Below are 25670 nucleotides of genomic sequence, written 5' to 3'. Positions count from 1 at the left end.
TCTTTACCTGTCCCCGTCAACCTTATCGTAAAATGCCGGATTAAAAATACCGCAATAAAATAAGGAACCATTATCATGGCTCCTCATTTTTCAGGCGGTGGTTTCAAGATGTCTCAGTATATGCCTCTTATATTCCAGAAATTCTTCCGTAAGGCCGAAATCCCTGTCCCTGGGCTTTGTCTCTTTTATGATAAGTTCCTCCGTTATCCTTCCGGGCCTGCCTGTCAGCAGGTAAATCCGGTCGGACAGCAATATGGCCTCGTCAATGTCGTGGGTAATAAACAGGGTGGACAGATGGATTTCGTCCATCACCTTCAGATACCAGTTATGGACGGATTTTTTGGTCAGCATATCCAGTGCGGAAAATGGCTCATCCAACAGGGCCACGCTGCCGGAAAACAGATACGTCCGAAGCAGAGCCGCCCTCTGGCGCATGCCCCCGGACAACTGGGCCGGATACTTTTTCTGGGTGCCCTCCAGGCCGAACTGCCGGAAATAGGGAAAGGCAGCCTCCCGTGCCTTCCTCTTCTTCATTCCTTTTACAATCAGAGGAAGGGCCACATTGTCCTCTATGGTCCGGTAGGGAAGGAGCAGGTCCTTCTGCAGCATATAACTCACCCGCCCGGGGCATCCGGTTACGTCCTCTCCGTCCAGAAGGACATGCCCTGTGTCCGGCCTTGACAGACCAGCAATAATGTTAAAAAGGGTGGTCTTTCCGCCTCCGCTGATTCCCAGCAGAGACACCAGCTCCCCCTTATTCAGGGTGATGGATATATCCGCCAGCACCGGCTCCCCGTCAAAGGATTTTGAGATTCCCTCTACCTTTAGTTGCTCCATGTTCTCCTCCTGGCACAGCACTGCCGTCCCCGGCCTTACGGAAGGTATTCATTGGAACATCCTGTTCCCGCCTCAATGGGCGTTTCCGTAAGCCCTTTTTCATTCAGCCATGCGTAATATGCATCCCAGCGCTCCTGGTCAATATATCCCCATTGGGGCGCATCCGCCTGGTACTTGTCCGCCAGGTATTCCTGACTGGCTTTTACCAGATCCGGGTCCAGCTCCGGAGCTGCCTTGCACAGGATCTCCCCTGCCTCACGGGGATGTTCTATCGCAAACTCGTATCCCCTGCTGACAGCGTCCAGAAACGCCCTGGCTGTCTCCGGCTCCTCTGCGAGGAATGTATTGTTGGCTATGATAACCGGCGTATAAAAATCAAATACAGGATCCAAGTCCGCAAACGCAAAGTAGTCAGTTTCCAGACCTTCCAGCTCTGTCTTGACTCCTGCCCATGCATAAAAAATCCATATGGCATCCACGGATTTTGTCTTCAGCGCCGTCACCTCGTCCGTCACGGTGCTGGGAATGAGTTCCACCTTATCAAAATCCCCTCCGTCTGCTTCCATCACATCCTTAATGGTCGCCTTTTCCACAGGAAGGTCCCAGGTGGCATACTTTTTCCCCTCCAGTCCCTTTGGGCGGTCCATACCCTCGCCCCTTCTGGATATAATGCCCGATGTATTGTGCTGTATGACGCCTGCCACAGCTGTCACCGGAAGGGGATTATCCCCTGAAAACGCCGGCGCCAGGCTGTCCTGGAAGGACATCGCAAACTGAGCCTTTCCGGAGGCAGCCAGCACCTCTGCCCCGTTTTCCGGCGGCTGCACAATCTCCACCTCCAGGCCGGCATCCTTAAAATAGCCCTTTTCCCGGGCAACATAGATGCCTGTGTGGTTGGTGTTAGGCGTCCAGTCCAGGACAAATGTCAGCTTTCTTACATCCTGTTTCGCCGCCTGGACAGGGGTGGTATTCTCTCCTGAATCCGGAGCCTTGCCGCACCCGGTGAGAAGTACGCCCAGGCACAGGGAGGCCAGCAGCATACTTGCGCACTTATTTTTCATTTTCAATCTCTCCTCTTAATGAAACGCCGGATATCTGTTCCATGTTCTATTTCTGTTTTTGACTGGTTTCCCATGGCATACATTTTTTCTGAAGTAGTTCCACGGCCCACATCAGAATTAAACTGATGGCCGATATCAGGAAAATCACCGCGAACATCTTGTCAAAGGAAAATGCCTTCTTAACCCTTGTCATGTATACGCCCAGTCCGCCAAATCCGCCCAGCCACTCAGAAATCACGGCTCCCACCACTGCATAGGAGGCTGATATCTTGAGACTGGAAAAGAACTGGCCCATGGCACCCGGCAGCTTGATATAGCAAAATATCTGGAACCGGCCCGCTCCCATGGCCTTTAGCAGGTTCACAGCATCCGGGTCCGCTGCCCTGAATCCGGTGAGCAGCCCCACCGTTATGGGGAAAAAAGTGGTAATCACAATGAGTATGACCTTGGGAGTCATTTCATAGCCAAACCACAGTACCAGAAGAGGCGCAATGGCCACAGCCGGCACTGTCTGGGTCAGTACAATGATGGGATAAAATGCCTTGTATGCCTTGTCAAACCGGTCCATCAGCACGGCCGCCCCAAAGCCCGTGGCAATTCCCAAAACAAGTCCCATCCCTGCCTCGGTCAGTGTAATCCTGGCATTCTCCATAAGGGCCGGGAATTCCTTTATAAACGCCTCTGCTACCTGGACCGGTGAAGGCAGCATAAATCCCTCCACCAGACCAAGGGATACAGAAAGCTGCCACAGGATAAGGATGGCGAGAATGGCTGAAACAGACCACAGTTTACTGGTGATGCTTGGTGACTTTCTTTTCAATGGTAAGCACATCTCCTTCGGGGTGGTAAGAAACCTTAATGTATGCAGCCACTGAGGGCGCCCCTGCCCTGACCGCAATATGCTGGCACTCTTTTACAATATCCATCAGCTGGTCATAATCCCCTTCAATGGTTGTCTCAAAGGGACCTACATAATAGTTTAACCCCGTACTCTTGATGTAGTCGATGACCTGGTCCACGATACGGATTAATTCTTCGTCATTTGCTGCCTTGGGAAGTGACTGGATTGCTACGCTTGCGTTCATATTATTTCTCCTTTTCTCTTCAAATCATACGGAATAAAAAATCCCGTCCGGATAGTCCGGGCGGGATAAAACTTACAAAAATTCACATCTTCTGCAGGCTTCCTACGCTGGCATTATCCAGATCAGGTATCAGGGTTCAGAACATATTCCATCTCAGCCGGATTCCACTCCAGCACCCCTTTTCATTGTTGGGACAAGTATACTACGGCTCATTTTAAAAGTCAATAGGTACTGCTGCAGCTGTCATGCACACATTTCAGATATCCCGGAATGCCCTGTAACACGCCTGGGTGGCGGAGCGGTCCAAAACCGCGTATACAATGGTGTCAAAGTCACCGGGAAAATACTGCTCCAAAAGCTCCTTCCACCAGCCCGCCACCTTAACCGGATCATTGCGGAACACGCCGCATCCGTAGGCGCCCAGTATCAGGTTTCGGCAGCCCCGGGAGGCAAAGATGGCAAGGGCCAGCTTCATGCGGCGCTTCATGGACTGCTCTGCTAAAGCCCTGTCTTCCCCCTTCAGGATCACCTGCCCCATATTGACAGCCGGAAGGGTGAGCACAGACGCTTCCACAGGTTCCTTAAGCAGGCCAAACCTTCCGTCCCGGAAAAACACCACATCCGGCGAAAATATGGCGTGATCTGTATAAATCATGGTACTGCATGCCCGGTTCATCCTATAATACGTTTCGTGGGCCGTAAGTGTTTTATAGAGGCAGCTGCTGGCAGCCAGGCTTTCCTCCTGGGCCATGGCTCCGTTTATAAATCCGCCGCCCGGATTCTTGGCGCTGGCAAAATTAAGGACAGCGCATCTGCACTGATTCTCTCCTGCCAGCTTAAGAATGGCATCCACTGTGGAACAATTCCATGTACAGCACTTATATTTTGCTGTCTTTTTAGTAACCGTCTCATATTGCTCCAGCAGCCGCTCCCCCTGTTCCGGCGTAAAAAGCACGCTTTTCTTCACTGACTCCTGCTGGCGGGCTCTGATTTCCACCACCGTTCCCTCTGTCTCATACCAGCCCTTTTCCATAATGTCCAATGTCTGTCTTGCAATTGCTTTTCTGTCCATATCTTAAAATTCCTCCCATTTCCTCCTGTAAAGGCGCGAGGGGCGGTGGCCTTCCCGTTCCGTAAAGGAATCGGTTTCCTCCACCAGAGAAGCTATCTTGCGGCGGAACGCAGGCTTCAGAAGGCATTTGTCCAGAATCACTTCATATACCTGCTGCAGCTGTGTCAGGGTAAATTCCTGCGGCATCAGATGCAGGGCCAATCCCGTGTATTCCACCTTTCCGCGAAGCCTTTCCAGGGCGCAGGATATGATTCTGGCGTGGTCAAATGCCAGCCCCCGGTTATCCGTTATCTTATATTCCACGGTCTCTGCCTGTCTGTTTTTCCTGGTTATCTTCTCAATTCCGGAACAAAGTACCGTATCATCCGTCCATAATTTAAGTTCATAGTGCTGTATATGTTCCACTGACTCCACCAGCCCGGTATCCTGGCTGCGCCTGTAATCCCGGTGTTCATCGGTCAGCCTGTAGGAAATGCGGAACCATCTGGCATTGTCGGCGTCATCACCGGCCTGTATCGTAAGCCGGCTGCAGTCCACCAATGCCATATAGGAACAGCTCATGACCCAGGTTCTGGGATCCCTTCCCGGTTCACTGAACGTGTACAGCTGTTCCATATACCCATAATCCAGTCCGGTTTCTTCTCTCAGCTCTCTTCTGGCTGCCTGCTCCGTTGTCTCCTCCGGCCTCACAAAACCGCCCGGCAGGGCCCAGCATCCCAGATAGGGATGACCTCCCCTCTGAATCAGGAGAATGCTTAGGTTCTTTTCCGGAAGCTTCCTGTAATTGGATTCCTCCTGGTCCGTCACCGTGAAAATGGCCATATCCGCCGCCACTGACGGGCGGGCATAATGACCGGGATTGTAGCTTTTCAGAAACTCTTCTTCTGTCAGACCGTTCCTGTCCCGCAGACAGGGAGTGTTTTCTTTCTTTTCTCCCATATCAGTCCATCCCCTCCTCTTTTTCAAGCAGCAAATCCCTGGCCTCTGTCAGGGCAAACCCCAGCAGGTTGCTGCCCTTCCATTTCAGCGGACACTCTGCGTCCGGGTTGTTCTTTCCCATACCGATTCCCCAGATACGGTCCCTTGGACTGGCCTCCACCAGAATCCGTTTCCTGGTGGATTTTAAAAACTCCCACAGCTCCGGATTCTGGGAAAATTTTGCCATATTCCCTTCGCGCACCAGTTCATAGCAGGCGGCATCCCAGGTTTCCTTGTCAAAATTCTTCACTGCCCTCCCATAGGCTTTCATGGCTTTTGGCTCCCTGGCCTCCATAATGTTCCCCAGCATGTCCCTGTCACCGAACATTCTGGCCTTTTCCGCCATCATAAACTGCTCTGCGCAGGAATAAACTGTGCCGTCTGCCGTGAAGCTGCATTTCCACCACTGGCTCAGACATGCTTCCGTGATAAGCCCGTCTGCTGATGGGGTGTGTCCCCAGAAAAATAAAAATTTAAAATGCTGGCCTGCAATGTATGCTTTTTTAAGTGCTTCCCATGTATATACCATTGTGTTTTACCTCCCTGTGAAAACTGTGAAATCCGTGTAATCCGCCATTGTGCTGCATTGCAGTAAATCCCTGGGGCTGACATTGTCTGTTGTCCTCAGGCAGTTATTACCGGATAGATATTATTTTACAGTTATTATCTTTTAATTATTATCTTTTTGATAATATCATAATAACCAGATATTCCAGTTTTGTCAAGAAGAACATTACCCGGAAATCACCTGTGAATCACCTGCAAACATTTCCTGGGAATCATCTGCAAACATTACGCAAAAATCACATGGTAATCCCATATCGGATAAAATACCGGATAAAATAGGGGATAAAAGCAGCCTTTGCATATTGGCATATCTGCATTCACCGGCCGGCCCGCTGCGTCTGGCTCCGGTCCTTTTGATCAAAAAAGGGCCTCTGCCCTGCAAAAGCTGACAGAGACCAGGCCTTTCTTAAGTCACGGACACCGCCCCAGAGATGACGGATGACGTATCGGCGGCACAACGTATTTTCTGCCTACACCTCAAAATCCTCTGAGTGAAAATTGCTGTAAAACCTTCCTGAGACAGCCGTAAAACGCATCACACAGTAATCCGGGTCCGTGACTCCTCCCGGATAATACATGGTATCTCCTTCACGCCATATCATTTCCTTGCTTTCGCTGTCCTCCAGTATCTCCATGGTTCCCTTTAACATGGCCCCCCGGAAGAAGCGCCTGTCGCAGAAATAGATACAGGCCTTCGGATTCTCACGGTACTGCGCTGTATGTCTGGATGAGGTATTGGTGGTAAAATAGAACACCTTTATCCCCTCCCGTTTCCGCGGCGCCAGCATGGCCTTGACAACGGGAAATCCCTCCTCATCCGCCGCTCCTATAAAGGCCACGGTCTGTTTATCCGCCAGATTCCCTATGGTTGTTTCTGCATCCCTCATGAAAATTCCTCCTCTCATATTCCCTTCATATTTCTTCCTGTTACCTCTGGAAATGCGCATACTGCCGGTCCCCATTCCCTCAGCCACACTCTAACATGAAAGATGCTCTCTGTAAATTACACACTTTTTTGTAACCATGGGGTAAGGCGTGTCTGATACCCCCTTAATCCAGCAATCCCTTTTTGCGCAGGAATTCTTCTTTTCCGTCCTCCATCATCATCTCGATTCCGATTCCCTGCATGATAACCACTGCTTCCAGCATCTTAGTCCCCCTGCTGGTCAGCGCGTATTCCACCTTTAAAGGATATCCCTCATAGGATGTCTTTGACACCATTCCGTAATCACAGAGCTCCCTTAACTGTTCTATGAGCATTTTCTGGCTGATTCCCTTTATCTCCCGTTTTAAACCGGCCAGGGAATGGGGCCCCTGGCCTAACTGCCACAGGATGATGGGTTTCCATTTTCCCTTGGTAATGTCATGGGTCAGTTCCAAAGGACATGTGTACTCTGTCCTCGTCTTCATTTTTCTTTTCCTCCTTTTCCCGTCTTGTCCTCCACCAGGGAAATCAAGGGAAACATATCGTTATAATGTTTCTGGATGAACATTCCGTTTCTCTGCCTGTACAGCCGGGCAGCCAGCTTATCCGCAATGGGAAGGATTAACCGCTCATGGGTGCACAGCATAGGCGCCACCTGTCGGACGCTTCCTGTCACCTGATAATTCAGGCACCCGCAGGTGCAATTGCAGCGCTGTTTTACCGCGCAGCCGCTACATTCAGGTTTATCTCCCCGGCTCTGCGCATACAGACGCTGCCTTTTAGCCTGGTCTATGCCCTCATCCACAGTGCCGATGGCATAGCCTCTGTGGCCCGCAAACTGCGTACAGGGATAGAGAACGCCGTCCGGAGCCACGGAAATCTGCTTTAAGCCCAGCTCGCAGCGCTCATGGCAGTAGGCATCCCCCTTAATCCAGCTGGCTATCTTGACCTCAAAAGGGCTGAAATAGAATTTTTCCTCCCTGCAGGTCATTTCATAGTAAAATTCCGCAAGTTCGCTGTACTGGGATTTCAGCTGGCTGACGGATCCATTGTCCCATGCCCCTGCATAGTTCAGGCTGCATATAAAATACCGGAAACCTTTATTCCACAATTCCTTTATCCCTCTGGCATACTCGCCAACTGTCTCCGGGCATACCGTCATCATAACCGGCGCGTAAGGGTGGGCGGCCAGCAGTTCTTCGGTCACGGACTCCAGTTCGTCATAGCTGCCCCTTCCGTCCTTATGCCTTCGGAAAAAGTCATGGGCCCTTTTCGTTCCATCATGGGACAGCGCGATTAATATGCGGTTTTTTCTGGAATAGTCCAGAAATTCACGGTCTAAAAGTGTTCCGTTTGTAGTTATCTTAAAATGGAATCTGGTATTCAGGGCGTTTTCCATGTCCCGGCAGGCAGCAGCTGTGCGGTAAATCACATCCCTGCACAGCAGGGGCTCCCCGCCGAAGAATACGATGCCGCAGGAGGACTGCCCTTTCCCGGCTGCCAGAAGAGCCGCCTTTTTGGCAGTCTCCACCGTCATATAGTCCTTCTGGTGACACTCATAACAGTATCCGCAGGCCAGGTTGCAGGCATTGGTCAGGTGAAGCGTCACATGCATCAGATTACCCCCTGTCCTTTCAGCCAATCCAGAAAATCGCGCACCTGGGCGCGCAGCTCCTCCTCTGATTTTGCCCTTGCCCTGGCCTCCTGTTCCAGCTTGGCTCCTTCCCAGTCAAAGGTCATCCCCTGTTCCTCTGCCTTTGCCATGGCGTCATACGCGCCTTCCATATCCACATCATTACACGGGTCATAAAAGATTCCCAGAGCTATGTCAGGTCCATAGGAAACCAGTTCCTCCCTCAGCTGTTCTGCGGTGCCCTTTGTATCATAGAGTGTAAAGGTGGCCGCGGCTTCCTCATTCTCCTTTCTCCATTCATACACATCGTCTTGGGAGATGAATTCAAATGCTATCTTATTATCTGCGTCCGCTCCGTCCAGACATAAATCACCGTCCCTGAGGGACTGCTTTTTCTCTGTTTTGCCGCTGAACAGACGGCTCTCCGGCAGTTTTACATCCTCAAGCACAGGCGGGGTGTTCCGGGAAAATGTAATCCCTTTGTAGCTTTCCGCCTCGGACTTTATAATTTCCCAGGCCTCCTCCTCTGACAGGAAAAATGGCGCGGTCACCGCTATACAGCCATAGGCGCCTGTCCCCTCCCCGTGGATGAATACAGGAGCCACCAACCCCTTATGAGCTTCTCCGTCCTCTGTTTTGCCCCGGTAGTCCTGACCTGCACCTCCTGCCCCTGTATCTTCCGGCTCCCCAACTCCCGGTTCCGTATTCCCAGGTTTCACACCTCCCGGCTCCATATCTCCCCGGGCTGCGCATGCGCACAATGCCAGGGACATTCCCAGAGCCGTCAGCACCACACCGTTCCCAGACCATCTGTGCGGCACTTTTTTTAGCAGTTCGGGACGGGATTTCATGTCAGCCCCGGTGGGATATCCGGGTTTCTTATAGTAAACAACAGGTGTTACTTTCATTCTGCCAAAATCTCCTTTCCTCCCCACTCCACCACGGTGAAGCCCCTGCGCTCAAAGGGGGCCAGCTCCGGTTCCTCCGCCTGGACAGGCTGCTCCAGCGGCATGTATACCATGAATACCCTCAGTATGCTGTCCGGCTTTGGCGATATAAGAAGCCCGGCCGTCTCCTCATAGGCTTCCTTCTGGAATGTAATCAGGTTATAAGGATTGCCCTCCATCCTGGGCAGCCAGTATTCGATGAATGCTTCATACTCCTTTTCCTTCAGCCCCAAATGCTCCAGCTTCTCCCTGAGAAACGCCTCTGTCCCGCTTCCCAAAACCACAAACCCTTTCGTCATGTCATACGCTGTGCGGTCTTCTCCTTCCCAGAACAAATAGGGATATTCCTTCCCGTCGTTATGATCCACCAGTCTTCCATCCGGCCAGGCCGTCACCTTCCATCCATCCCCGTAGGCCGGAATCGTGTCCGTAAGCCTCCCATCATAGTCCAGCCTGACACTGACCTCCTGGGCCTGTTCCGGGTACAGGTAAATCACCGGTTTCTCAGCCAGCGTCAGGTCGGGCCTGTTGTCCGCACAGTAAGACAACGCCGCCACACATACTATGACCGCTGCCACACGCCATCTCATTTTCATAATAGTCTCCTCCTTGCATCAGGTGCTTCCGGTTCCCCAACCGCCCTGATATCTCTGATGATTCTATGGTAGCACACATGGGGCCTTTGTTCTTTTAGTAATTCTTAATTTCAGTTAAAGCTTTTCTGTCGTATGGAGAAAGCAGAGGAATTCCGGGCGGAGACCGCAGAAAACAGCCCATACGGACAAAAGGGATTCCCAGCCCTGGACAGCCTGGAACCCCTTTCATCTCCATGTTGCAGACAAATATTATAGATACATCCTACTTCTTAGCCCGCCTACTTCTTATCCCGCTTCTTCACAGTGGGGTAATGCTCTATCAAATCATGATACCGGAAACATCCTTCCACATGGTCATTAATCACCCCGCAGGCCTGGAGATGGGAGTAAACCGTGACCGGACCCAGGTACTTGAAACCGCGTTTCCTCAAATCCTGGCTGAGCTGCTGGGACAGGGCGTTCTGGGCCGGGATTTTTCCCTTTTGATGGCCTGCGTAGAGAATGGTCTTTCCCCCGGAAAAGCCCCATATGTACGAGCTGAATGAGCCGTATTCCTGCCTGACCTTCTGGAAACACCTGGCATTATGGATAACAGCCTCTACCTTTCTGCGGGATTTAATCATTCCTTCACAGGACAGAATCCGTTCAATATCCTCCTCTTCATATGACGCAATCTTGTCGTAATCAAACCCGTCAAAGCACTGTCTGAAGATTTCCCGTTTCTGTATCATCATATTCCAGTTCAGCCCGCACTGCATAACTTCCATCATGAGAAACTCAAACTGCCTGTGGTCATCATGAAGAGGGACGCCCCATTCTTCATCGTGGTATTTCTTCATCTTTTCATTGCACAGACACCATGTACATCCATCCATATGCCCCGGACCTCCTGCCGTATATCCGCTTTCACTGCTGATGCATCCAACCGTTTCCCAACCAATCCCTATTTTCCAAATGCCTCATCCGCAGCCTTCCATGCCCCGGCAATCCGGTCGCACCACGCATCAAACTGCGGGTCCGGTGTCTGGCTCTCCGGATGGTCCATCATATAGCGGACCGAGCTTCTAATCCCCTCTGCCATGGATACGGTGCATACAAAATCAGGCACAGCCCTCTTGATTTTTGTGTTGTCAAACAGGACTGTACACGCCTTATCCCCCAGAAGCTGGCCTGCAAAATCATATTCCTTTCCGTGCTCTGCCAGAAAATCAGATGCCACATGAAGGGCGTTAAGAGGTCTGTCCAATGCCTCTGCCAGCGTTTCATAAATCTGGTTCCATGTCATGGACTCATCGCTGGTAATATGGTAGGCATTGCCTATGGCATGGGGATTGCCCATCAGGCCCACATACCCCCTGGCAAAATCAGCGGAATGGGTCAGTGTCCACAGGGAGGTGCCGTCCCCCGGTATGATAACCGGCTTTCCCTCCAGTATCCGCTTTAATATCTGCCAGTTTCCCTTATGGCCATGTATGGCTACCGGCGGCTTTTTACCATCATATGTATGGCTGGGGCGCACAATCGTTACCGGGAATCCATTCTTGCGGTATGCTGCCGTAAGCACCTCCTCCGCATCAATCTTTTTACGTGAATATTCCCAGTAAGGGTTGATTAAAGGCGTGCTCTCCGTTATGGGACAGCCTGCCGCTGGTTTCTGGTACGCGGACGCGCTGCTGATAAAGATATACTGCCTTGTCTTTTCCTGGAAGAGCCGTATGTCGCGTTGCACGTCCTCCGCCCCATATGCAATGAACTGGGCCACCACATCATATGTCCTGCCCTCCATTATACGGGCCACTGCTGCCTCGTCGTGAATGTCCGCAACCATGGACTCCATCCCCTCCGGCACAGGTTTGGAACCCCTGTTGAGAAGGGTAACCTCCCATCCTTTATCCATGGCCAGCGCTGCCACCGCTGTGCTGATGGTTCCTGTTCCCCCTATAAATAAAGCTTTCATTATGATACCTCCCTGCCTCTGACTAACTGTTACTGCCTAACTGTTTCTGCCTAACTGTTACTGTCTTCTGCTTTTATGGCCCACCGCATTTTCGTGGAATGGGCACGGCTGTTCATCCTGCACTCCTCTGCCGAAGGACGTATCACATCCCCGGCAACCTGGCTGTAAAGGCCTGCCCTGTACATTTCCTTAAATGATTTCTTCACAATCCTGTCCTCGCCGGAGTGAAAGGTCAGGATGGCTGCCCTTCCTCCCGGCTTTAATACGCCGGGAAGCTTGTCCAGAAATTCATACAACACCTCGAATTCGCTGTTCACATCAATGCGCAGGGCCTGAAATGTCCTCTGGCAGGACTTCTTCACTGCCTCCTTCCGTTCCTCCTCCGGAATGAACGCCAGCGCCCTGTCTACCATCTCATATAGCCTGGTGGTGGTGGCAACCTCCCTTCCCCGCTTGATTTCACCCATAACCGTACGGGCAATCTCCTCTGCGTAGGGTTCGTCGGAATTCTCCATGAGCATGCCTGTTAATTCCTCCTGGGTAAGACCCTTCAGCCGCTCTGATGCAGGCTCTCCCTTAAGAGGGTCCAGACGCAGGTCCAGGGGGCCTTCTTTCTTAAAAGAAAAGCCTCTGGACGGATTATCAATCTGCATGGATGACACGCCTAAATCTGCCAGCACAAAATCCAGCGGCCCGAATTCTCCGGCTATCTGGTCTATATTGGCAAAGTTCAGTTTCCGGATGGTGAGTATCTCCGGCCCATAGCCCATATGTTCAAGCCGCTGCCTGGTCTTTTCCATCTCGATGGAATCCACATCCAGGGCATAGATATGGCCCTTTGACTCCAGGCGCTCCAGCATCCTGCTGGTATGGCCCCCGTATCCCAGGGTGGCGTCCAGGCCAGTCTGGCCAGGCTGTATCTGAAGGAACTCCAGTATCTCATTTACCATGATAGGGATATGCATACCCACAGGGGTGCTTCCCTTCTGGATGACCTTTGCCACGGTTTCCGGGTACTTTTCCGGCTGGAGCTCCTTATATTTTTCCTCGTAACGTTTGGGATGCGTTCCCTTGTAGCGCACACGGCGCTGATGCTTCTGGCCTTCCTGTTCCATGTCTTTACTCTCCTCTGTCCCTTCGATATTCTCTTTCAAGCTCCTCCCAGTACCTGGTATCCTCCTCTGTAACAGGCCGGAGGACACGGCAGGGGTTCCCGGCCGCAATGACGCCGGATGGAATGTCCTTCGTAACCACGGAACCTGAACCAATGACCACATTGTCCCCAATGGTGACTCCGGGATTGATGACGGTATTTCCTCCCACCCACACATCATTCCCAATCACTACCTTCTTTCCGTATTCCAGCTGTCTGCGGCGTACTCCGGCGTCGATGGGATGCCCTGCGGTATAGATACAAACCCTGGGGGCGAGGAATACATTATCTCCGATGGTCACATCACATACATCCAGAATGATACAGTCAAAATTGGCATAGAAATTTTCACCCACAGAAATATGGCAGCCGTAGTCGCAGTGAAAAGGCGGCTCCACCCATAGATTTTCCCCTGTCCTGCCAAACAGTTCCTTAAAAAGCTGCACCCTGTACTCCGCCTGTTCTTCCGTGGTCCCATTAATCAGACGGACCAGCCGCCTGGACCTGGCACAGTCTGCTGCAAGCGCCTCATCCATTGGTATATAAAGCTTTTCCGACAACATCCGTTCTTTTTCAGTCATAATCTTCTGCATTCCCTCCTCTCCCGCTTATCCCTACCATTATACCAAGCATACCGGCAGGGATGCAATACGTGATGGAAGGAAATCTGGTTCCTGAAATCTGGTTCTTTCAATCTGTTCCTTTAAATCTGTTCCTTATGGAATAACTGCTGCGATTCTTCCCCTGCCGTCTTAAACAGCCGGATGGACCCTGTCTCATTCAGATAGCGCAGCAGGGACAGGCCAATGGGAAATCCGAATAATCCCAGTACCCCCAAAAGCTGCGCTCCCACAAACATGCTCACCAGCGTCACCACCGGGTGAAGGCCAATCTGGCTCCCTACAATTTTAGGCTCTATGATATTGCGCACAACCGTTATGACCAGATACACCACCAGAAGCCCCAGTGCCAGGCCGTGGCTGCCCATAAGGGCAGTGATGACCGTCCACGGGATCATGATTCCCCCTGTCCCCAGCACGGGAAGAATGTCAAATACAGCGATAAGAAACGCAATAACCAGTGAATTCTCCACCCCAATAAGCGTCAGTCCAATGGACAGTTCCACAAAGGTAATGGTCATAATCAGGGCATAGGAGCGGATACACACAAAAAGGGTGCCCACCACATAGGACTGTATCTCCATAAATACCTCCTTGGGCCGTTCCCCCAGCTGCCGCAGACAGAATCCGGTCAGCAGTTCATAATCAGCCGCAATGAAAAAGGTGGTAATGACCATGAGCAGCAGATTGATAAACATACCAGGAAGGGATGAGGCGAAGCCGGAAAGCCATCCCATGACTGACATGGAGATTCCTGATACCATCTGTCCCGCGGACTGCACAAAATGTCCCTCCAGCTCCTCTAAGGCCCCAAGGAGAGACGGGTCCATCCGCAGAAGATATTGTTCGATGCCTCCGAAAATCCCGGTAAACACAGGTTCCGCATAATTGGCATAAACCGACGGCAGGCTTGCCACCAACGATTTCCCGTTGGAAAACATCTTGACGCAGAGAAGGGTAAACAGCAGCCCAGCCACACTGTAGAACAGGAGCACCATAAGAATAGCTGTAATCTTCCTGTTCATGTGCAGACGGACTGACGCAAAGCAGATTGGCCTCCTTAACAGATACGCGATCACAAACGCAGTGACAAAGGGGGCCACCATGGGCAGCCCGTATTTCAGCAGTACAAAGGCTGCCAGCAGCAGGATTGTAAAGTACATGCAGTTAATGATAAATATTTTTCTCGCTTCGGTCTTCATTATTCTTCCTTTCTGTCCGGACAGGAATAACATCCATGGACGGCGCACCTTTTATGGGCAAGCCGGTAAAAAACAAAAAGACACGGCCTGCGCCCAATTGTGCGCAAGCCATGCCTTATCCCACTTATGTGGTAAATTGTATCGAAATATCTATGCTTCGGGGCAGTGCCGCCGAATTCGTCATCCATGGAATCCGTCTTCTCCTCATGTAATTCTGTTTACGGCCTATTATATTGGATAAACCGGGATTACACAAGGGGATGGCCCATTCTTTAACAAACTTTTAATCCGGACTTTTATTCTGTACGGTTCCGGGCTGGAACGTCCAGGTACCGGTGCATGATTTCCAGCAGACGGCTGATTTCCAGCGGCTTGGTTACATGCTCATCCATTCCCGCCTGTTTGGCCCGGTACACGTCGTCGGCAAATGCGTTTGCCGTAAGGGCGATAATGGGAATCCCAGTCCCGTCCGGCCGCCTGCCGGTCTTTCCCAGGCTGCGGATAGCACTGGCAGCCGTGTAACCGTCCATAACCGGCATCTGTATATCCATGAGGATAAGGGCGTAGGTCCCAGGCGGGTCTGTCTCAAACCGTTCCACGGCCTCCCGGCCGTTGACAGCGCATACAGCCGTGATGTTGAACATAGACAACAGCTCCACCACGATTTCACGGTTCAGCTCATTGTCCTCTGCAAGCAGCACACATGTTCCGGGCGGAAATGAAGCCGGGGTCCTGGGGGTATTTCCGTTCTGGGACCGTTCTCCGGTATCTTCCTCCCCGGCAAGTTTCAGATATATGGTGGCAATGAACCGGGTTCCCCTGTTCAGCTGGCTTTCCACCCGTATGGTGCCGTTCATCATCTGCACCAGATTCCTGGTTATGGCCAGCCCCAGTCCCGTTCCCTGGACCTGGCTGACCCGGGAATCCTCAGCCCGTTCAAAGGGCATGAACAGCTTTTCCAGGAATTCCGGGGCCATGCCGATTCCGTCGTCCTCCACCACAAACTCAAAGCATCCCACCCCGCTTTCACTGGAAAGCTTCTCTTCCAGGGATACGGCTATATGCCCCCTGTCAGAGGTGTACTTCACGGCGTTGGACAGCAGATTAATGAGAATCTGTTTGACCCGGACCGCGTCCCCATATACGGCATGGTGGTCTATCTCTTTTAAGCTGATGGACAGTTCCTGTCCTTTGCTGTCCATATCCGGTTTTACGATAAGGGATACCTCCTCCACCAATTCCTCCAGGCAGAAGGCATCTTCGCTCAGTCCCACATTGCCGGACTCTATTTTCGACATGTCCAGCACCTTATTGATTAAATCCAGAAGGTGGCTGCCCGAGAGACTGATTTTAGACAGACAGTCCTCTATCTTATCACGGTTGTTAAGATTGCTCTGGGCTATGGCAGTCATGCCCATGATTGCATTCATGGGCGTGCGGATGTCGTGGCTCATCCTGGAAAGAAAATCCGACTTTGCCTGGTTGGCCCGGTTCAGTGAATCATACGCCTCCTCCAGGGCGTGCTTTGCCTTCTTCTCCTCATCATAATACTCCAATTCCCGCTGTTTCTCGGCGCTGATGTTGCGCAGGGCTATAATGGCCGTCCTGGGCCTGCCCTCCTTGGAGGCAACCATGTGGACCTCCAGACGCAGCCACAGAGGAGAGAAGCCGTGCCTGAACTCCACCTCAATGTGTTCGTTTCCTCCGGCCAGTTCCCCCAGAAGCCATTCACGCTCACAGATGGACATCACCCGTTTTCTGTCCGCCTGGTCCACATCGGACAGGATATAACTGCAAAGCTCTGTGGAGTAGCACCCGTTCCTCGGCAGCACCGCCCCACCGCGCACCTCCGGCAGCCTTACCGCATAATAGCTGTCCTCCGGCAGGTTCACATAGAAAATACTCATATACACGCCATTGATGGCCTGAAGCGCTGACTGGCTCATATACAGCCGCTCGCTGTTCTCTGACAGTTTTGATTTCATGGAATGGATATTGTGGAGCGCGCCCACCACCCGGCTGGGCTTCCCATTCTCCATCATCAGCCTGCTGTTGACCCTGTGCCATATATAGGTTCCGGGCTCACCGCCGGGAACGGACACGCGGACTTCAAATACCTCAGATCGGCCGTTGCATATATTGTCAATGACTGTGGGCACATCATCCGGGTGCACCACCTGCCGTTTTAGCAGCGTCCTGGAGTAATCCCTCAGTTCGTTACGTAGCACACCCTGTCCTGTCTTTGGCTCATAGCTGATAAATACATCCTCGTCCATCCGGTACTCAAACATGACGGCTGAACTGACCTCCATGGAAACCCGGTACATCTCCTGCTCCCGCTCCAGCTGTTCCTGAAGAATCTTGCGCTGGGTGATATCCACAGCCGTGCGCTGTAAAATATCCTCACCCTGGGGAGTTACCCCCACCACCATGCTGGTCCCCTCCAGCCAGTGGATACTTCCGTCCTTCCACCTGACCCTGTATTCCTGGTCCTGCCGGTCACCAATCTCCCTCAGTTTGCGGTACGCCTCCTGCAGAATCAGGCGGTCCTCCTCCAGCACAGCTCCCAGGACGCCGTCGTGCCAGTCGTTTAAACCCTCCTCCATATCCTTGTAGCCCATCAGATTCAGGACGGCCCTGTTGATGGAAACAAGACGGTATCCGCCCTCTATGTCCCTGACAAAACGGATGATGCCGCATGGAACCGTATCGTAAATACTGGTCAGCAGCTGGGTCTGCTCCCTCAGGCGCTGGGCGTCCTCCTCTGACCGGGTCACATCCAGGTACAGGCTGTTGACCATCCAGTTCCCGTCTGCGTCCTGGGCTTTTTTTCCGCTGTCAATGATCCATTTCAGGCTTCCGTCCTTACAGCGCACCCTGTAACGGGTGGAATATGTAAGATTTCCGTCCCTGAACGCCTCGGCACAGTCAGCCAGGGCGCCGGGAAGGTCCGGAGGATATACGTTGCCCACAGCTGTCCCCCCGGTTACCTCCATGAATTCCTCCACGGTATAGCCGAACAGGGCTGCCGCCTCCTTGCTGACAAATGCAAAGGAGTAGGTTTCATCGTCATTGCTTATCTTTAATCCGCCCGCAATGGAGGACATGATGACCTCCAGCTGGCGGTTCTGCTGTTTTGTCTCCTCCTCCAGAGCATTTAAACGCTCCTGGACATACTCATAGGACTGCCTGCCGATTTTCTCCGGAAAGCTTTCCCCATCCAGCATTTCCTGATAAGGATTGGAGCAGTGGATATGGGAGCATGTAAGCCCGTCCTCCGTATCCCGAAATACAAAGGTCACCCTCTGATGTACTTTCAGGTACATCCGGGTGCCGGGATCCGTGGCTATCCACATCCTTCCCATAACAACATACACGTTTTCCATGGGACAGACCACATCGTACTCCTCATCCCATATATTACAGTCAGGTATGCTCTCCCTGAATTTGCGGAAGTGGTCCGCGCAGGCCTTCCGGCCTGACAAATACTCCTGCTCCCCAGCCCCCATCCAGGAAAACTGTTCTGAAAAGCAGGAGGTGATTCCCTCTATATCATGCTCGCAATAGTGCATGTGCATAATACGGCTGGCCAGTTTCTTCACATCCTCCAGCCGCTGATGCTGCCCTGTATCTGATTCTGTCTTCACGCCCATAAAACCTGCTTTCCTCTGGATTATCTGTCGTCAATCTGAAGCCTCAGCACATCCGGACGGGAATAGTGGCCGCAGACATCAAATTCCATCCGGCTGGCGCTTACCCTGTCCATCTCCAGATCCGCATAGATAACGGCTTCCTTATCCCACACCGGCTCTGTCACGTAGTGCCCGTATGGGTCCACAATGCAGCTGCCTCCCCGGCACACCGTATCCGGCAGCCCGTCAATCTCATCCCGGCAGCACAGGTTTTCAGGATACATGTCTCTTGTAATATACATGTTACAGTTGATGAAATAGCACCTTCCCTCCAGAGCAATGTGCTGTACCGTGGACTGCCATTCCGGATTGTCATTTGTATTAGGGGAAATATACAGGGCCACTCCCTTTTCATACAAGGCCGCCCTGGCCAGGGGCATATAGCTTTCCCAGCAGATCAGGCTTCCCATCACCCCCCAGGGCGTATCCTCAACCGGAAAATATCCCCGGTCGGCGTCCCCCCATACCACCCGCTCAGCCCCTGTGGGCTTTAACTTCCTGTGTACACAAACCAGGCTTCCCCGGGGTGAGAAAAACAGATTTGTATTGTAAAGCGTTCCTGTCACCCCATCCCGTTCGGAAACACCGATGCTGACGTAAGCCCCTGCTTCCCGCGCAGCCATGCCTATTTTTTCTGTCTCTTTCCCGGGAACCAGAATGGAGTTATCCAGATACAGCTTCCAGTCCTGCCTTCCCTCCCCGCTGCGGCTGCCCACCCGGAACCCGAATGTCATGCCGTAAGGGTAGCCCGGTATGAACAGTTCCGGAAACACCATAAGCTGGGCTCCCCTCCGGGATGCCTCCTGAATCAAATCCACGGCCTTCTGTGTGCAGGCATCCTTGTCAAACATGACAGGCGCGGCCTGGATGACAGCTATTTTGCATATTTTCTTTACATCCTTCATTTGGCCTCTCCTTTGTGCAAACCAGTCTTTTCTCATTTTACCATGCGGTTCTGATCTCCACAATGGCAGGATTCATCTTTCTTCTGATCTTTCTTATAATCTTTCTTGCAAAAAACGCTTATAGGTCAGGTCAATCAAAAAAGCTCCCAAAGGTGCGGTAATCAATATGGCCAGCACAGCCACCGTCAGCACGATATCTCCGCAGGCCAGACCCATGGCCAGAGGCACCCCGCCTATGGCGGCCTGTACCGTAGCTTTTGGCATATAACCTATCATGCAGAATACCCGCTCCTTCATATTAAGCCTGGTCCCGGCCAGGCAGCAGAACACGCCTGCCATCCTGAAAACCAGCACGCCGAATATCAGTATAACCGCCCACACGCCTGCGCTCAATGCATAATGGATGTTTACAGTTGCCCCTACCAGGACAAAGAGCATGATTTCGGCACAGACCCACACCTTATTGAACTTAACGGAAAGACGGCGGGCTGCCTCCTCCCGTTTCTTCTGAAGGGCGATTCCGATTCCCATGACTGAAATCAGGGAGGAAAAGGGCACAATATCCGAATATCTGTCCTCTAACGTCACCAGGATAAAAGAGACACACAGCAGAATGATGACCTTGACCGTATCCCGAATATGGACTCTCTTAAAATATACGGCCAGCCCCCAGCCGGCCGCCAGTCCGATAAAACTTCCAATCAGAATGGAAACAGGTATCTTAACAAAGCTTATGGGTGATACGCTCCCGCCCTGGGCCAGGCCCGTAAACGCCGTGAACATCACAATCACAAACACATCGTCCACGGATGCCCCTGCCAAAAGCAGCTGCGGAATCCCCTTATCCGTGCCGTACCCGTCTTCAATCAGCTTTAACATCTTGGGAACTATGACAGCCGGGGACACCGCTCCCACCACAGCTCCCATGATGGCGGCGTCGAGAACCGAAATCCCCAGTAGCCGGGGCGCCAGAAGGACCATTCCCAATATCTCAAAGCAGGCCGGAAGAAAGCACATGAGCACGGCCGGGCGCCCCACCTTTTTAAGGTCATTTAAATCCAGGGAAAGCCCTGCCCTCATCAATATGATAATAAGGGCAATCCGTCTCAGCTCTGAAGAAATATTCAATATAGACCCATCAATCAGATTCAGGGCGTAGGGACCCAGAAGAACCCCGGTAAAAATCATCCCCATAAGGCCGGGCAGGCGCAGCTTCCTGCACACCCACCCCAGAAACATTCCCAGCATCAACATAAAAGCAATACTAATCAGCATATCCTTTTCCTCCTTATAAACGCAGAAAAAGCCGATCATTTCTGCGTTAATACATAATGCAGAAGTCATCAGCTTTATAAGCGGTTCTAGTCAGACTAAGGGAGAACTTCATTCCCGGTACTTATTTTATAACTAAAATTACAGGATGTCAATGATTTCCTTTTTCATTTGGTTTTCATTTGGTTTTCACTTGTTTTTTCATATGATGCAAATATGATGCATCTTTGATGCCATTTTGATGCCTGGCCATTGTAATCTGGATTATAAGAAAACCCCAAACAAAAACAAACGAGGTGCAAACAATGAAACGGAAGAAAACCTGGCTTTATGTATGTCTGACACTACTTATGCTGGCCCTGACCCCTGCTGCGGTCTACGGTGAGGAACCGGACGGGGATACGGCGGACAAGACCCTTGCCCCCTATTTCTTTGTACAGGACGCTGCACAGGCGGCAGACCAGTTCCCCCTGAAGGACACAAGTGTGTCCTCCACAATAAACGGTGTCATTGCCGAAACATATGTCACCCAGACCTATGCCAACGAAGGGACAATACCCATCAATGCCAGCTACGTGTTCCCGGCATCTGCCAGGGTTACGGTACATGGAATGAAAATGGAAATCGGGAACGAGGTAATCACGGCAAAAATAAAGGAAAGGGAAGAGGCCAAAACAGAATTCGAGGAAGCTAAAAGCGAGGGAAAAAGCGCCTCTCTGCTGGAGCAGCAGCGTCCCAATGTATTTACCATGAATGTGGCCAATGTAATGCCCGGGGATACGGTGCGAATTGAACTGCACTACACCGAACTGATATCCCCCAGGGACGGGGTTTACCAGTTTGTGTTCCCCACCGTGACCGGCCCACGGTATGCCGGCTCTGCCCCGGAAACAGGCGGGGGAGATGAGTGGACGGCAAGTCCTTACCTGGAGGAAGGGACCGCCCCGCAGGGTACCTATGAAATTGCCGTCAGCCTCTCCGCAGGCGTCCCCATTTCCAGCCTGACCAGCAGTTCCCATAAAATCAAGGTGGAAAAGGAAAGCGAATCCATTGCCCATGTAACCCTCTCTGATTCCGGGGAGTTTGCAGGGGACCGGGACTTCATCCTGGATTACAGACTTACCGGGCAGGAGATAAACTGCGGACTCATGCTGAACACCGGGGAAAAAGAAAATTTCTTCATGCTGATGGTACAGCCCCCGGAGCGTGTCAGGGCGGAAGAGATTCCGCCCCGTGAATACATATTTGTGCTGGATGTGTCAGGCTCCATGTTCGGGTATCCCCTTGACACCGCAAAGGAGCTCATAGGGAACCTGGTTGGCAATCTCAGGGATTCTGACCAGTTTAACCTGATCCTGTTCTCAGATACAGCCGTTTCCATGGCGCCAAAATCCGTACCTGCCACCGCAGAAAACATCCGGCAGGCCATTGACCTGATTGAGCGCCAGGACGGAGGCGGCGGCACGGAGCTGGCCCCGGCCCTTGAACAGGCAGTCTCCCTTCCAAGGGACCCGCGGATGGCCAGAAGCATTGTCACTATCACAGACGGCTATATGTCCGATGAATCGTCCATATTCAGCCTCATAAACAGGAATCTTAAGACAGCAGATTTCTTCTCCTTTGGAATCGGCACCTCCGTCAACCGCTATTTAATCGACGGAATCGCAAAAGCCGGTTCCGGCGAAGCCTTTGTTGTAACAGAACCGTCACAGGCATCAGACACAGCCTGTGATTTCAGCACTTATATCCAGTCCCCTGTCATGACCGGCATAAATGTTTCCTTTGACGGTTTTGATGTTTACGATGTAGAGCCGGACATCCTTCCCACCCTGTTTGCCCAAAGACCCATTGTCCTGTTTGGAAAATGGCGGGGCCAGCCTTCCGGCACCATTCGTATAACCGGAAAAACCGGAAACCAGGATTATATGCAGGAAATACCGGTAGGCCGGGCAGAGGCCCCGGCAGACAATACAGCCATCCCCTATCTGTGGGCCAGGACAAAGGTGGAACGTCTGACAGATTACGGCACACGGGAGGATGTCCAGGATGCAGTCAGACAGGCCATGATCAAAAAAACAGTCACACAGCTTGGACTGGACTACAGCATGATGACGCCCTACACGTCATTTATTGCCGTGACTGAAACAGTCCGCAGCCAGGATGGTTCTGCCGCGGATGTGAAACAGCCCCTTCCGCTGCCGCAGCACGTATCTAATTTTGCCGTGGGAGCCGGATATACCATTGGCTCAGAACCAGGAACCCTGATACTGATGTGTGCCGCAGGAGTCATAATGGCAGCAGGCTGTATCCGCCGAAGCCGGGCTGACAGAAAAAAGAGAAAAACAGAGGAGGCTTAATCAATGGACATTCCTAGCGCTAAATCTTTAATCCGCCGCAACATCCCCTTCTATCTGGCAGGAGCCTTCCTGCTGCTGGGAATGAAATATTATTACAGCCGCGGGGGCCCGGACAGCCTCTCATGGATTCTGGCCCCCACTGCCCGGTGGGTCAGCGCCCTTAGCGGAATTCCCTTCATAAAGGTCCCTCAGACAGGTTATGTCAGCCACTCCTGCCGCTTCATCATAGCTGCCTCCTGCTCCGGTCTCCAGTTCCTGATGATTTCCATGACAGCCCTGGTCTTTTCCTATATTCACCGGATGAGAACCATAAAGGGAAAAATAGGATGGATGGCCCTAAGCGCCCTGGCTTCCTATCTGCTGACCATCTTTGTCAACGGCTTTCGTATCCTGTTCTCCATTTTCATTCCCATATATCTGGGAATGTCAGGCACGGCATGGACAGACGTATCCGGCTCTGCATGGGCAGAAACGGCCGGATCATCCGGCCCAGCACCGGCCCGGGCCTGGAGCATATGGCTCACGCCAAAACAGCTTCATACCATCATCGGAACGGCTGTTTACTTTACCGCCCTGTTTGCCGTCTGCCAGCTGGGAGAATACGTCTCCCGGAAATGCTCTGCTGCTCCCGGAACATCCCACCGGGGAAACAGCCGGGCCCGGGCCGGATTTTACCCCATAAGGGCCCTGGGAAGATGGGCTGCCCCTGCTTTCTGGTATTTCTCCATTGTTTTGGGGATACCATTTCTTAACAGGGCATACAGAAACCGTCCCCAATCCTTCACAGACTATGCCCTCCTGCTGACAGCCGTCTGCCTTACCGTCATAACCTTTTACTGTATCTGTTCCGAACTTCACAGACGCATCAGCCGGCTGACATCAGGACGGTACCGCAAAAATCATAAAAATATGGAATGACATAGTTTTAAACTATATCATTTCGTGCTAAAATACCTCCATGCATTAAATGCAATGGAGGTATTAGTCATGACCCTGCAGCAACTGCGCTATATTGTAACCATCGTAAACTGCGGCTCTATTTCCGAGGCAGCCAAACATCTTTTCATAACCCAGCCCAGTCTTTCCAATTCAGTAAGGGAGCTGGAAAAGGAAATGGGCATATCCATCTTCAACCGCAGCTCCAAGGGGATCGCCCTGTCTTCCCAGGGAATGGAGTTCCTGTCCTATGCCAGACAGGTGCTGGAGCAGGCCGAGCTGTTGGAGCAGCACTACACAAACAAAAAACCGGTGAAGCGTATCTGCTCCATATCCACCCAGCACTATGCCTTTGCCGTCAATGCGTTCGCCAACCTGGTATCCTGCCAGAACACGGACGAATATGAATTCACCCTGAGGGAGACCCGCACCTATGAGATTATCGACGATGTAAAGAATTACAGGAGTGAGCTGGGCATCCTCTACATCAATGATTTTAACCGGAAGGTGCTGGAAAAGCTGTTCAAGGAAAGCGGCCTTTTATTCCATCCGCTGTTTAAGGCCAGCCCCCATGTATTCATCAGCGTAACCCACCCCCTGTCCGCCAGAAACAGCGTTGCCATTGAGGATTTGGAGGATTACCCCTTCCTGGCCTTTGAGCAGGGCGAAAAAAATTCCTTTTACTTCTCAGAGGAAATCCTCAGCACCATTCCCAGAAAAAAAGTAATCTATGTCAGCGACAGGGCCACCCTGTTCAATCTTCTCATCGGACTAAACGGATATACCATATGCAGCGGCATTTTAAACCGCAACCTGAACGGCGACTCCATCATGGCAGTTCCCCTGGAAACAGAGGAAAACATGGTCATCGGATGGATTGGGGACCCCAGAATCCATCTCAGCGAATTTGCCGGGAAATATCTGGAGGAATTACACCGGCTGATCAGCAGTCAGTCTTAGGGCAGAACCTACCCTAAGACGCCATCAGCCGGAATACGGATTCGTAAATCCGGTTGGCAATATAAGGATTATTCATGGTATACAGGTGGATGCCGTCCACGCCGCCGGCTGCCAGGTCCACAATCTGGTCTACCGCGTAGGCGATTCCCGCGTCCCGCATGGCAATGGGGTTATCCCCGTACCGCTCCATCATGGAGATGAATTTTTTCGGCAGCTTTACGCCGCACAGGGATACCATGCGCTCAATCTGCTTTTTGTTGACCACCGGCATGATTCCGGCCTCCACCGGAACATGGATTCCAACCAAATCCATCCGTTCCCTGAAGCGGTAAAAATACTCGTTGTCAAAGAAAAGCTGGGTGATAAGCTGGCTGACACCGGCGTCCACCTTATCTTTTAAGTGTTTCATATCCCTTACCAGGCCGCCGGATTCCTGATGGCCTTCCGGGTAACAGGCGCCTATTATATTAAAATCCCCATGGTTCTTTATAAACTCCACCAAATCCGCCGCGTACCGGAAATCCCCAGCCGGCTCCCTGTCCGCGGTGCGGTCCCCCCGCAGGGCCAGTATATTCTCTATTTTCTGTTCCTTCAGCTGTTCCAGAATCAGCAGGACATCGTCCCTTGTCAGGTTCAGGCACGGAATATGGGCCACGCTCTCTATGCCGTATTTATGCTTAATAGCAGACGCAATCTTAAGCGTTGTCTGACTGTTCTCGCTGCCACCCGCTCCATATGTGACGCTGATAAAATCAGGGGTGATTCCCTTAAGCTCATCCAGCGTGTTATAAATCGTGTCAACGGGCGCTGTCCTTTTGGGAGGAAAAACCTCCAGGGACAGTACTGTTTTATGGTTGAACAATGATGATGTCTTCATGTATGTTTGTTCCCTTCCTTCAATAAGTCTTGGCCATG

24 protein-coding genes and 2 riboswitches are annotated in these 25670 nt (G+C 51.9%); of the genes, 3 read left to right on the top strand and 21 right to left on the bottom strand.

Annotation, left to right across the window (positions count from 1 at the left end):
* Positions 1-90 precede the first annotated feature (90 nt).
* The 20 genes from CGC65_RS10195 to CGC65_RS10095 form a co-directional block, all read right to left on the bottom strand.
* On the bottom strand, positions 91-837 hold the full coding sequence (locus tag CGC65_RS10195; protein ID WP_002569492.1) for an ABC transporter ATP-binding protein: 747 nt from the start codon (positions 835-837) through the stop codon (positions 91-93).
* A 35-nt stretch (positions 838-872) separates the two neighbouring features.
* Positions 873-1898 (bottom strand): ABC transporter substrate-binding protein, encoded by a 1026-nt coding sequence (locus CGC65_RS10190; protein ID WP_002569493.1) that lies wholly within the window; start codon positions 1896-1898, stop codon positions 873-875.
* A 46-nt stretch (positions 1899-1944) separates the two neighbouring features.
* A complete protein-coding gene (locus tag CGC65_RS10185) occupies positions 1945-2718 on the bottom strand; it encodes an ABC transporter permease (RefSeq protein WP_002569494.1) in 774 nt (257 codons plus the stop codon).
* Positions 2687-2983: a thiamine-binding protein gene (locus tag CGC65_RS10180; RefSeq protein ID WP_002569495.1), complete on the bottom strand. Its 297-nt coding sequence runs from the start codon at positions 2981-2983 to the stop codon at positions 2687-2689. The genes CGC65_RS10185 and CGC65_RS10180 overlap by 32 nt, the downstream gene beginning before the upstream one ends.
* A gap of 80 nt (positions 2984-3063) precedes the next feature.
* Positions 3064-3173: riboswitch (TPP riboswitch) on the bottom strand.
* Positions 3174-3239: 66 nt separating this feature from the next.
* Positions 3240-4055: a TIGR02452 family protein gene (locus CGC65_RS10175; RefSeq protein WP_002569496.1), complete on the bottom strand. Its 816-nt coding sequence runs from the start codon at positions 4053-4055 to the stop codon at positions 3240-3242.
* Between the two features lie 3 nt (positions 4056-4058).
* Positions 4059-4994, bottom strand: coding sequence for an NUDIX hydrolase (locus CGC65_RS10170; RefSeq protein WP_002569497.1), 936 nt, complete (start codon positions 4992-4994; stop codon positions 4059-4061).
* Position 4995: 1 nt separating this feature from the next.
* Complete coding sequence (locus tag CGC65_RS10165) at positions 4996-5562, bottom strand: NADAR family protein (protein ID WP_002569498.1); 567 nt, start codon at positions 5560-5562, stop codon at positions 4996-4998.
* 508 nt (positions 5563-6070) lie between these two features.
* Positions 6071-6487 carry a pyridoxamine 5'-phosphate oxidase family protein gene (locus tag CGC65_RS10155; RefSeq protein WP_002569499.1) on the bottom strand — a complete coding sequence of 139 codons (417 nt, stop codon included), beginning with the start codon at positions 6485-6487 and terminating at the stop codon, positions 6071-6073.
* Positions 6488-6650: 163 nt separating this feature from the next.
* Complete coding sequence (locus tag CGC65_RS10150; RefSeq protein WP_002569500.1) at positions 6651-7010, bottom strand: winged helix-turn-helix transcriptional regulator; 360 nt, start codon at positions 7008-7010, stop codon at positions 6651-6653.
* A complete protein-coding gene (locus CGC65_RS10145; RefSeq protein ID WP_002569501.1) occupies positions 7007-8140 on the bottom strand; it encodes a radical SAM/SPASM domain-containing protein in 1134 nt (377 codons plus the stop codon). The genes CGC65_RS10150 and CGC65_RS10145 overlap by 4 nt, the downstream gene beginning before the upstream one ends.
* A complete protein-coding gene (locus CGC65_RS10140; RefSeq protein WP_002569502.1) occupies positions 8140-9066 on the bottom strand; it encodes a hypothetical protein in 927 nt (308 codons plus the stop codon). The genes CGC65_RS10145 and CGC65_RS10140 overlap by 1 nt, the downstream gene beginning before the upstream one ends.
* Positions 9063-9701, bottom strand: coding sequence for a hypothetical protein (locus CGC65_RS10135; RefSeq protein ID WP_002569503.1), 639 nt, complete (start codon positions 9699-9701; stop codon positions 9063-9065). Before CGC65_RS10135 ends, CGC65_RS10140 begins: the two co-directional genes overlap by 4 nt.
* A gap of 278 nt (positions 9702-9979) precedes the next feature.
* A complete protein-coding gene (locus CGC65_RS10130; protein ID WP_002569504.1) occupies positions 9980-10576 on the bottom strand; it encodes a DNA-3-methyladenine glycosylase I in 597 nt (198 codons plus the stop codon).
* Between the two features lie 68 nt (positions 10577-10644).
* Positions 10645-11658, bottom strand: a complete 1014-nt coding sequence (locus CGC65_RS10125; protein WP_002569505.1) for an SDR family oxidoreductase — start codon at positions 11656-11658, stop codon at positions 10645-10647.
* A 50-nt stretch (positions 11659-11708) separates the two neighbouring features.
* On the bottom strand, positions 11709-12773 hold the full coding sequence (gene rsmH / locus CGC65_RS10120) for a 16S rRNA (cytosine(1402)-N(4))-methyltransferase RsmH (protein WP_002569506.1): 1065 nt from the start codon (positions 12771-12773) through the stop codon (positions 11709-11711).
* A 4-nt stretch (positions 12774-12777) separates the two neighbouring features.
* Positions 12778-13404, bottom strand: a complete 627-nt coding sequence (locus CGC65_RS32480) for a sugar O-acetyltransferase (protein ID WP_002569507.1) — start codon at positions 13402-13404, stop codon at positions 12778-12780.
* A 110-nt stretch (positions 13405-13514) separates the two neighbouring features.
* Positions 13515-14633, bottom strand: a complete 1119-nt coding sequence (gene ytvI / locus CGC65_RS10110; RefSeq protein WP_002569508.1) for a sporulation integral membrane protein YtvI — start codon at positions 14631-14633, stop codon at positions 13515-13517.
* A gap of 296 nt (positions 14634-14929) precedes the next feature.
* Complete coding sequence (locus CGC65_RS10105; RefSeq protein WP_002569509.1) at positions 14930-18286, bottom strand: ATP-binding protein; 3357 nt, start codon at positions 18284-18286, stop codon at positions 14930-14932.
* A gap of 20 nt (positions 18287-18306) precedes the next feature.
* Positions 18307-19230 (bottom strand): carbon-nitrogen hydrolase family protein, encoded by a 924-nt coding sequence (locus tag CGC65_RS10100; protein WP_002569510.1) that lies wholly within the window; start codon positions 19228-19230, stop codon positions 18307-18309.
* A 93-nt stretch (positions 19231-19323) separates the two neighbouring features.
* A complete protein-coding gene (locus tag CGC65_RS10095) occupies positions 19324-20505 on the bottom strand; it encodes a cation:proton antiporter (protein ID WP_002569511.1) in 1182 nt (393 codons plus the stop codon).
* Between the two features lie 52 nt (positions 20506-20557).
* Positions 20558-20630: riboswitch (Fluoride riboswitch) on the bottom strand.
* A gap of 177 nt (positions 20631-20807) precedes the next feature.
* On the opposite strand from CGC65_RS10095, the gene CGC65_RS10090 reads away from it, so the two are divergent.
* The 3 genes from CGC65_RS10090 (at position 20808) to CGC65_RS10080 (ending at position 24755) form a co-directional block, all read left to right on the top strand.
* Positions 20808-22859, top strand: a complete 2052-nt coding sequence (locus tag CGC65_RS10090; RefSeq protein ID WP_002569512.1) for a VIT and vWA domain-containing protein — start codon at positions 20808-20810, stop codon at positions 22857-22859.
* A 3-nt stretch (positions 22860-22862) separates the two neighbouring features.
* Positions 22863-23777: an exosortase K gene (xrtK, locus tag CGC65_RS10085; RefSeq protein ID WP_002569513.1), complete on the top strand. Its 915-nt coding sequence runs from the start codon at positions 22863-22865 to the stop codon at positions 23775-23777.
* A gap of 69 nt (positions 23778-23846) precedes the next feature.
* Positions 23847-24755 (top strand): LysR family transcriptional regulator, encoded by a 909-nt coding sequence (locus tag CGC65_RS10080; protein ID WP_002569514.1) that lies wholly within the window; start codon positions 23847-23849, stop codon positions 24753-24755.
* A 13-nt stretch (positions 24756-24768) separates the two neighbouring features.
* On the opposite strand, the gene metF is transcribed toward CGC65_RS10080, so the two are convergent.
* Complete coding sequence (gene metF / locus CGC65_RS10075; RefSeq protein ID WP_002569515.1) at positions 24769-25632, bottom strand: methylenetetrahydrofolate reductase [NAD(P)H]; 864 nt, start codon at positions 25630-25632, stop codon at positions 24769-24771.
* Positions 25633-25670: the final 38 nt, after the last annotated feature.

It is taken from the genome of Enterocloster bolteae (assembly GCF_002234575.2).
In the GTDB taxonomy this organism is placed as follows: Bacteria; Bacillota; Clostridia; order Lachnospirales; family Lachnospiraceae; genus Enterocloster; species Enterocloster bolteae.
This window is presented reverse-complemented; position numbering and strand designations above follow the sequence as displayed.

What these genes read in the sequence shown, in the direction of transcription:
- rsmH (WP_002569506.1), bottom strand. Translation starts at nt 12,773, where the DNA reads ATGGAACAGGAAGGCCAGAAGCATCAGCGCCGTGTGCGCTACAAGGGA.
- CGC65_RS10125 (WP_002569505.1), bottom strand. Translation starts at nt 11,658, where the DNA reads ATGAAAGCTTTATTTATAGGGGGAACAGGAACCATCAGCACAGCGGTG.
- metF (WP_002569515.1), bottom strand. Translation starts at nt 25,632, where the DNA reads ATGAAGACATCATCATTGTTCAACCATAAAACAGTACTGTCCCTGGAG.
- CGC65_RS10095 (WP_002569511.1), bottom strand. Translation starts at nt 20,505, where the DNA reads ATGCTGATTAGTATTGCTTTTATGTTGATGCTGGGAATGTTTCTGGGG.
- CGC65_RS10130 (WP_002569504.1), bottom strand. Translation starts at nt 10,576, where the DNA reads ATGGATGGATGTACATGGTGTCTGTGCAATGAAAAGATGAAGAAATAC.
- CGC65_RS10180 (WP_002569495.1), bottom strand. Translation starts at nt 2,983, where the DNA reads ATGAACGCAAGCGTAGCAATCCAGTCACTTCCCAAGGCAGCAAATGAC.
- CGC65_RS10105 (WP_002569509.1), bottom strand. Translation starts at nt 18,286, where the DNA reads ATGGGCGTGAAGACAGAATCAGATACAGGGCAGCATCAGCGGCTGGAG.
- CGC65_RS10165 (WP_002569498.1), bottom strand. Translation starts at nt 5,562, where the DNA reads ATGGTATATACATGGGAAGCACTTAAAAAAGCATACATTGCAGGCCAG.
- CGC65_RS10195 (WP_002569492.1), bottom strand. Translation starts at nt 837, where the DNA reads ATGGAGCAACTAAAGGTAGAGGGAATCTCAAAATCCTTTGACGGGGAG.
- CGC65_RS10155 (WP_002569499.1), bottom strand. Translation starts at nt 6,487, where the DNA reads ATGAGGGATGCAGAAACAACCATAGGGAATCTGGCGGATAAACAGACC.
- CGC65_RS32480 (WP_002569507.1), bottom strand. Translation starts at nt 13,404, where the DNA reads ATGCAGAAGATTATGACTGAAAAAGAACGGATGTTGTCGGAAAAGCTT.
- CGC65_RS10135 (WP_002569503.1), bottom strand. Translation starts at nt 9,701, where the DNA reads ATGAAAATGAGATGGCGTGTGGCAGCGGTCATAGTATGTGTGGCGGCG.
- CGC65_RS10080 (WP_002569514.1), top strand. Translation starts at nt 23,847, where the DNA reads ATGACCCTGCAGCAACTGCGCTATATTGTAACCATCGTAAACTGCGGC.
- CGC65_RS10090 (WP_002569512.1), top strand. Translation starts at nt 20,808, where the DNA reads ATGAAACGGAAGAAAACCTGGCTTTATGTATGTCTGACACTACTTATG.
- CGC65_RS10100 (WP_002569510.1), bottom strand. Translation starts at nt 19,230, where the DNA reads ATGAAGGATGTAAAGAAAATATGCAAAATAGCTGTCATCCAGGCCGCG.
- CGC65_RS10140 (WP_002569502.1), bottom strand. Translation starts at nt 9,066, where the DNA reads ATGAAAGTAACACCTGTTGTTTACTATAAGAAACCCGGATATCCCACC.
- CGC65_RS10150 (WP_002569500.1), bottom strand. Translation starts at nt 7,010, where the DNA reads ATGAAGACGAGGACAGAGTACACATGTCCTTTGGAACTGACCCATGAC.
- CGC65_RS10175 (WP_002569496.1), bottom strand. Translation starts at nt 4,055, where the DNA reads ATGGACAGAAAAGCAATTGCAAGACAGACATTGGACATTATGGAAAAG.
- CGC65_RS10170 (WP_002569497.1), bottom strand. Translation starts at nt 4,994, where the DNA reads ATGGGAGAAAAGAAAGAAAACACTCCCTGTCTGCGGGACAGGAACGGT.
- CGC65_RS10145 (WP_002569501.1), bottom strand. Translation starts at nt 8,140, where the DNA reads ATGCATGTGACGCTTCACCTGACCAATGCCTGCAACCTGGCCTGCGGA.
- xrtK (WP_002569513.1), top strand. Translation starts at nt 22,863, where the DNA reads ATGGACATTCCTAGCGCTAAATCTTTAATCCGCCGCAACATCCCCTTC.
- ytvI (WP_002569508.1), bottom strand. Translation starts at nt 14,633, where the DNA reads ATGAAGACCGAAGCGAGAAAAATATTTATCATTAACTGCATGTACTTT.
- CGC65_RS10190 (WP_002569493.1), bottom strand. Translation starts at nt 1,898, where the DNA reads ATGAAAAATAAGTGCGCAAGTATGCTGCTGGCCTCCCTGTGCCTGGGC.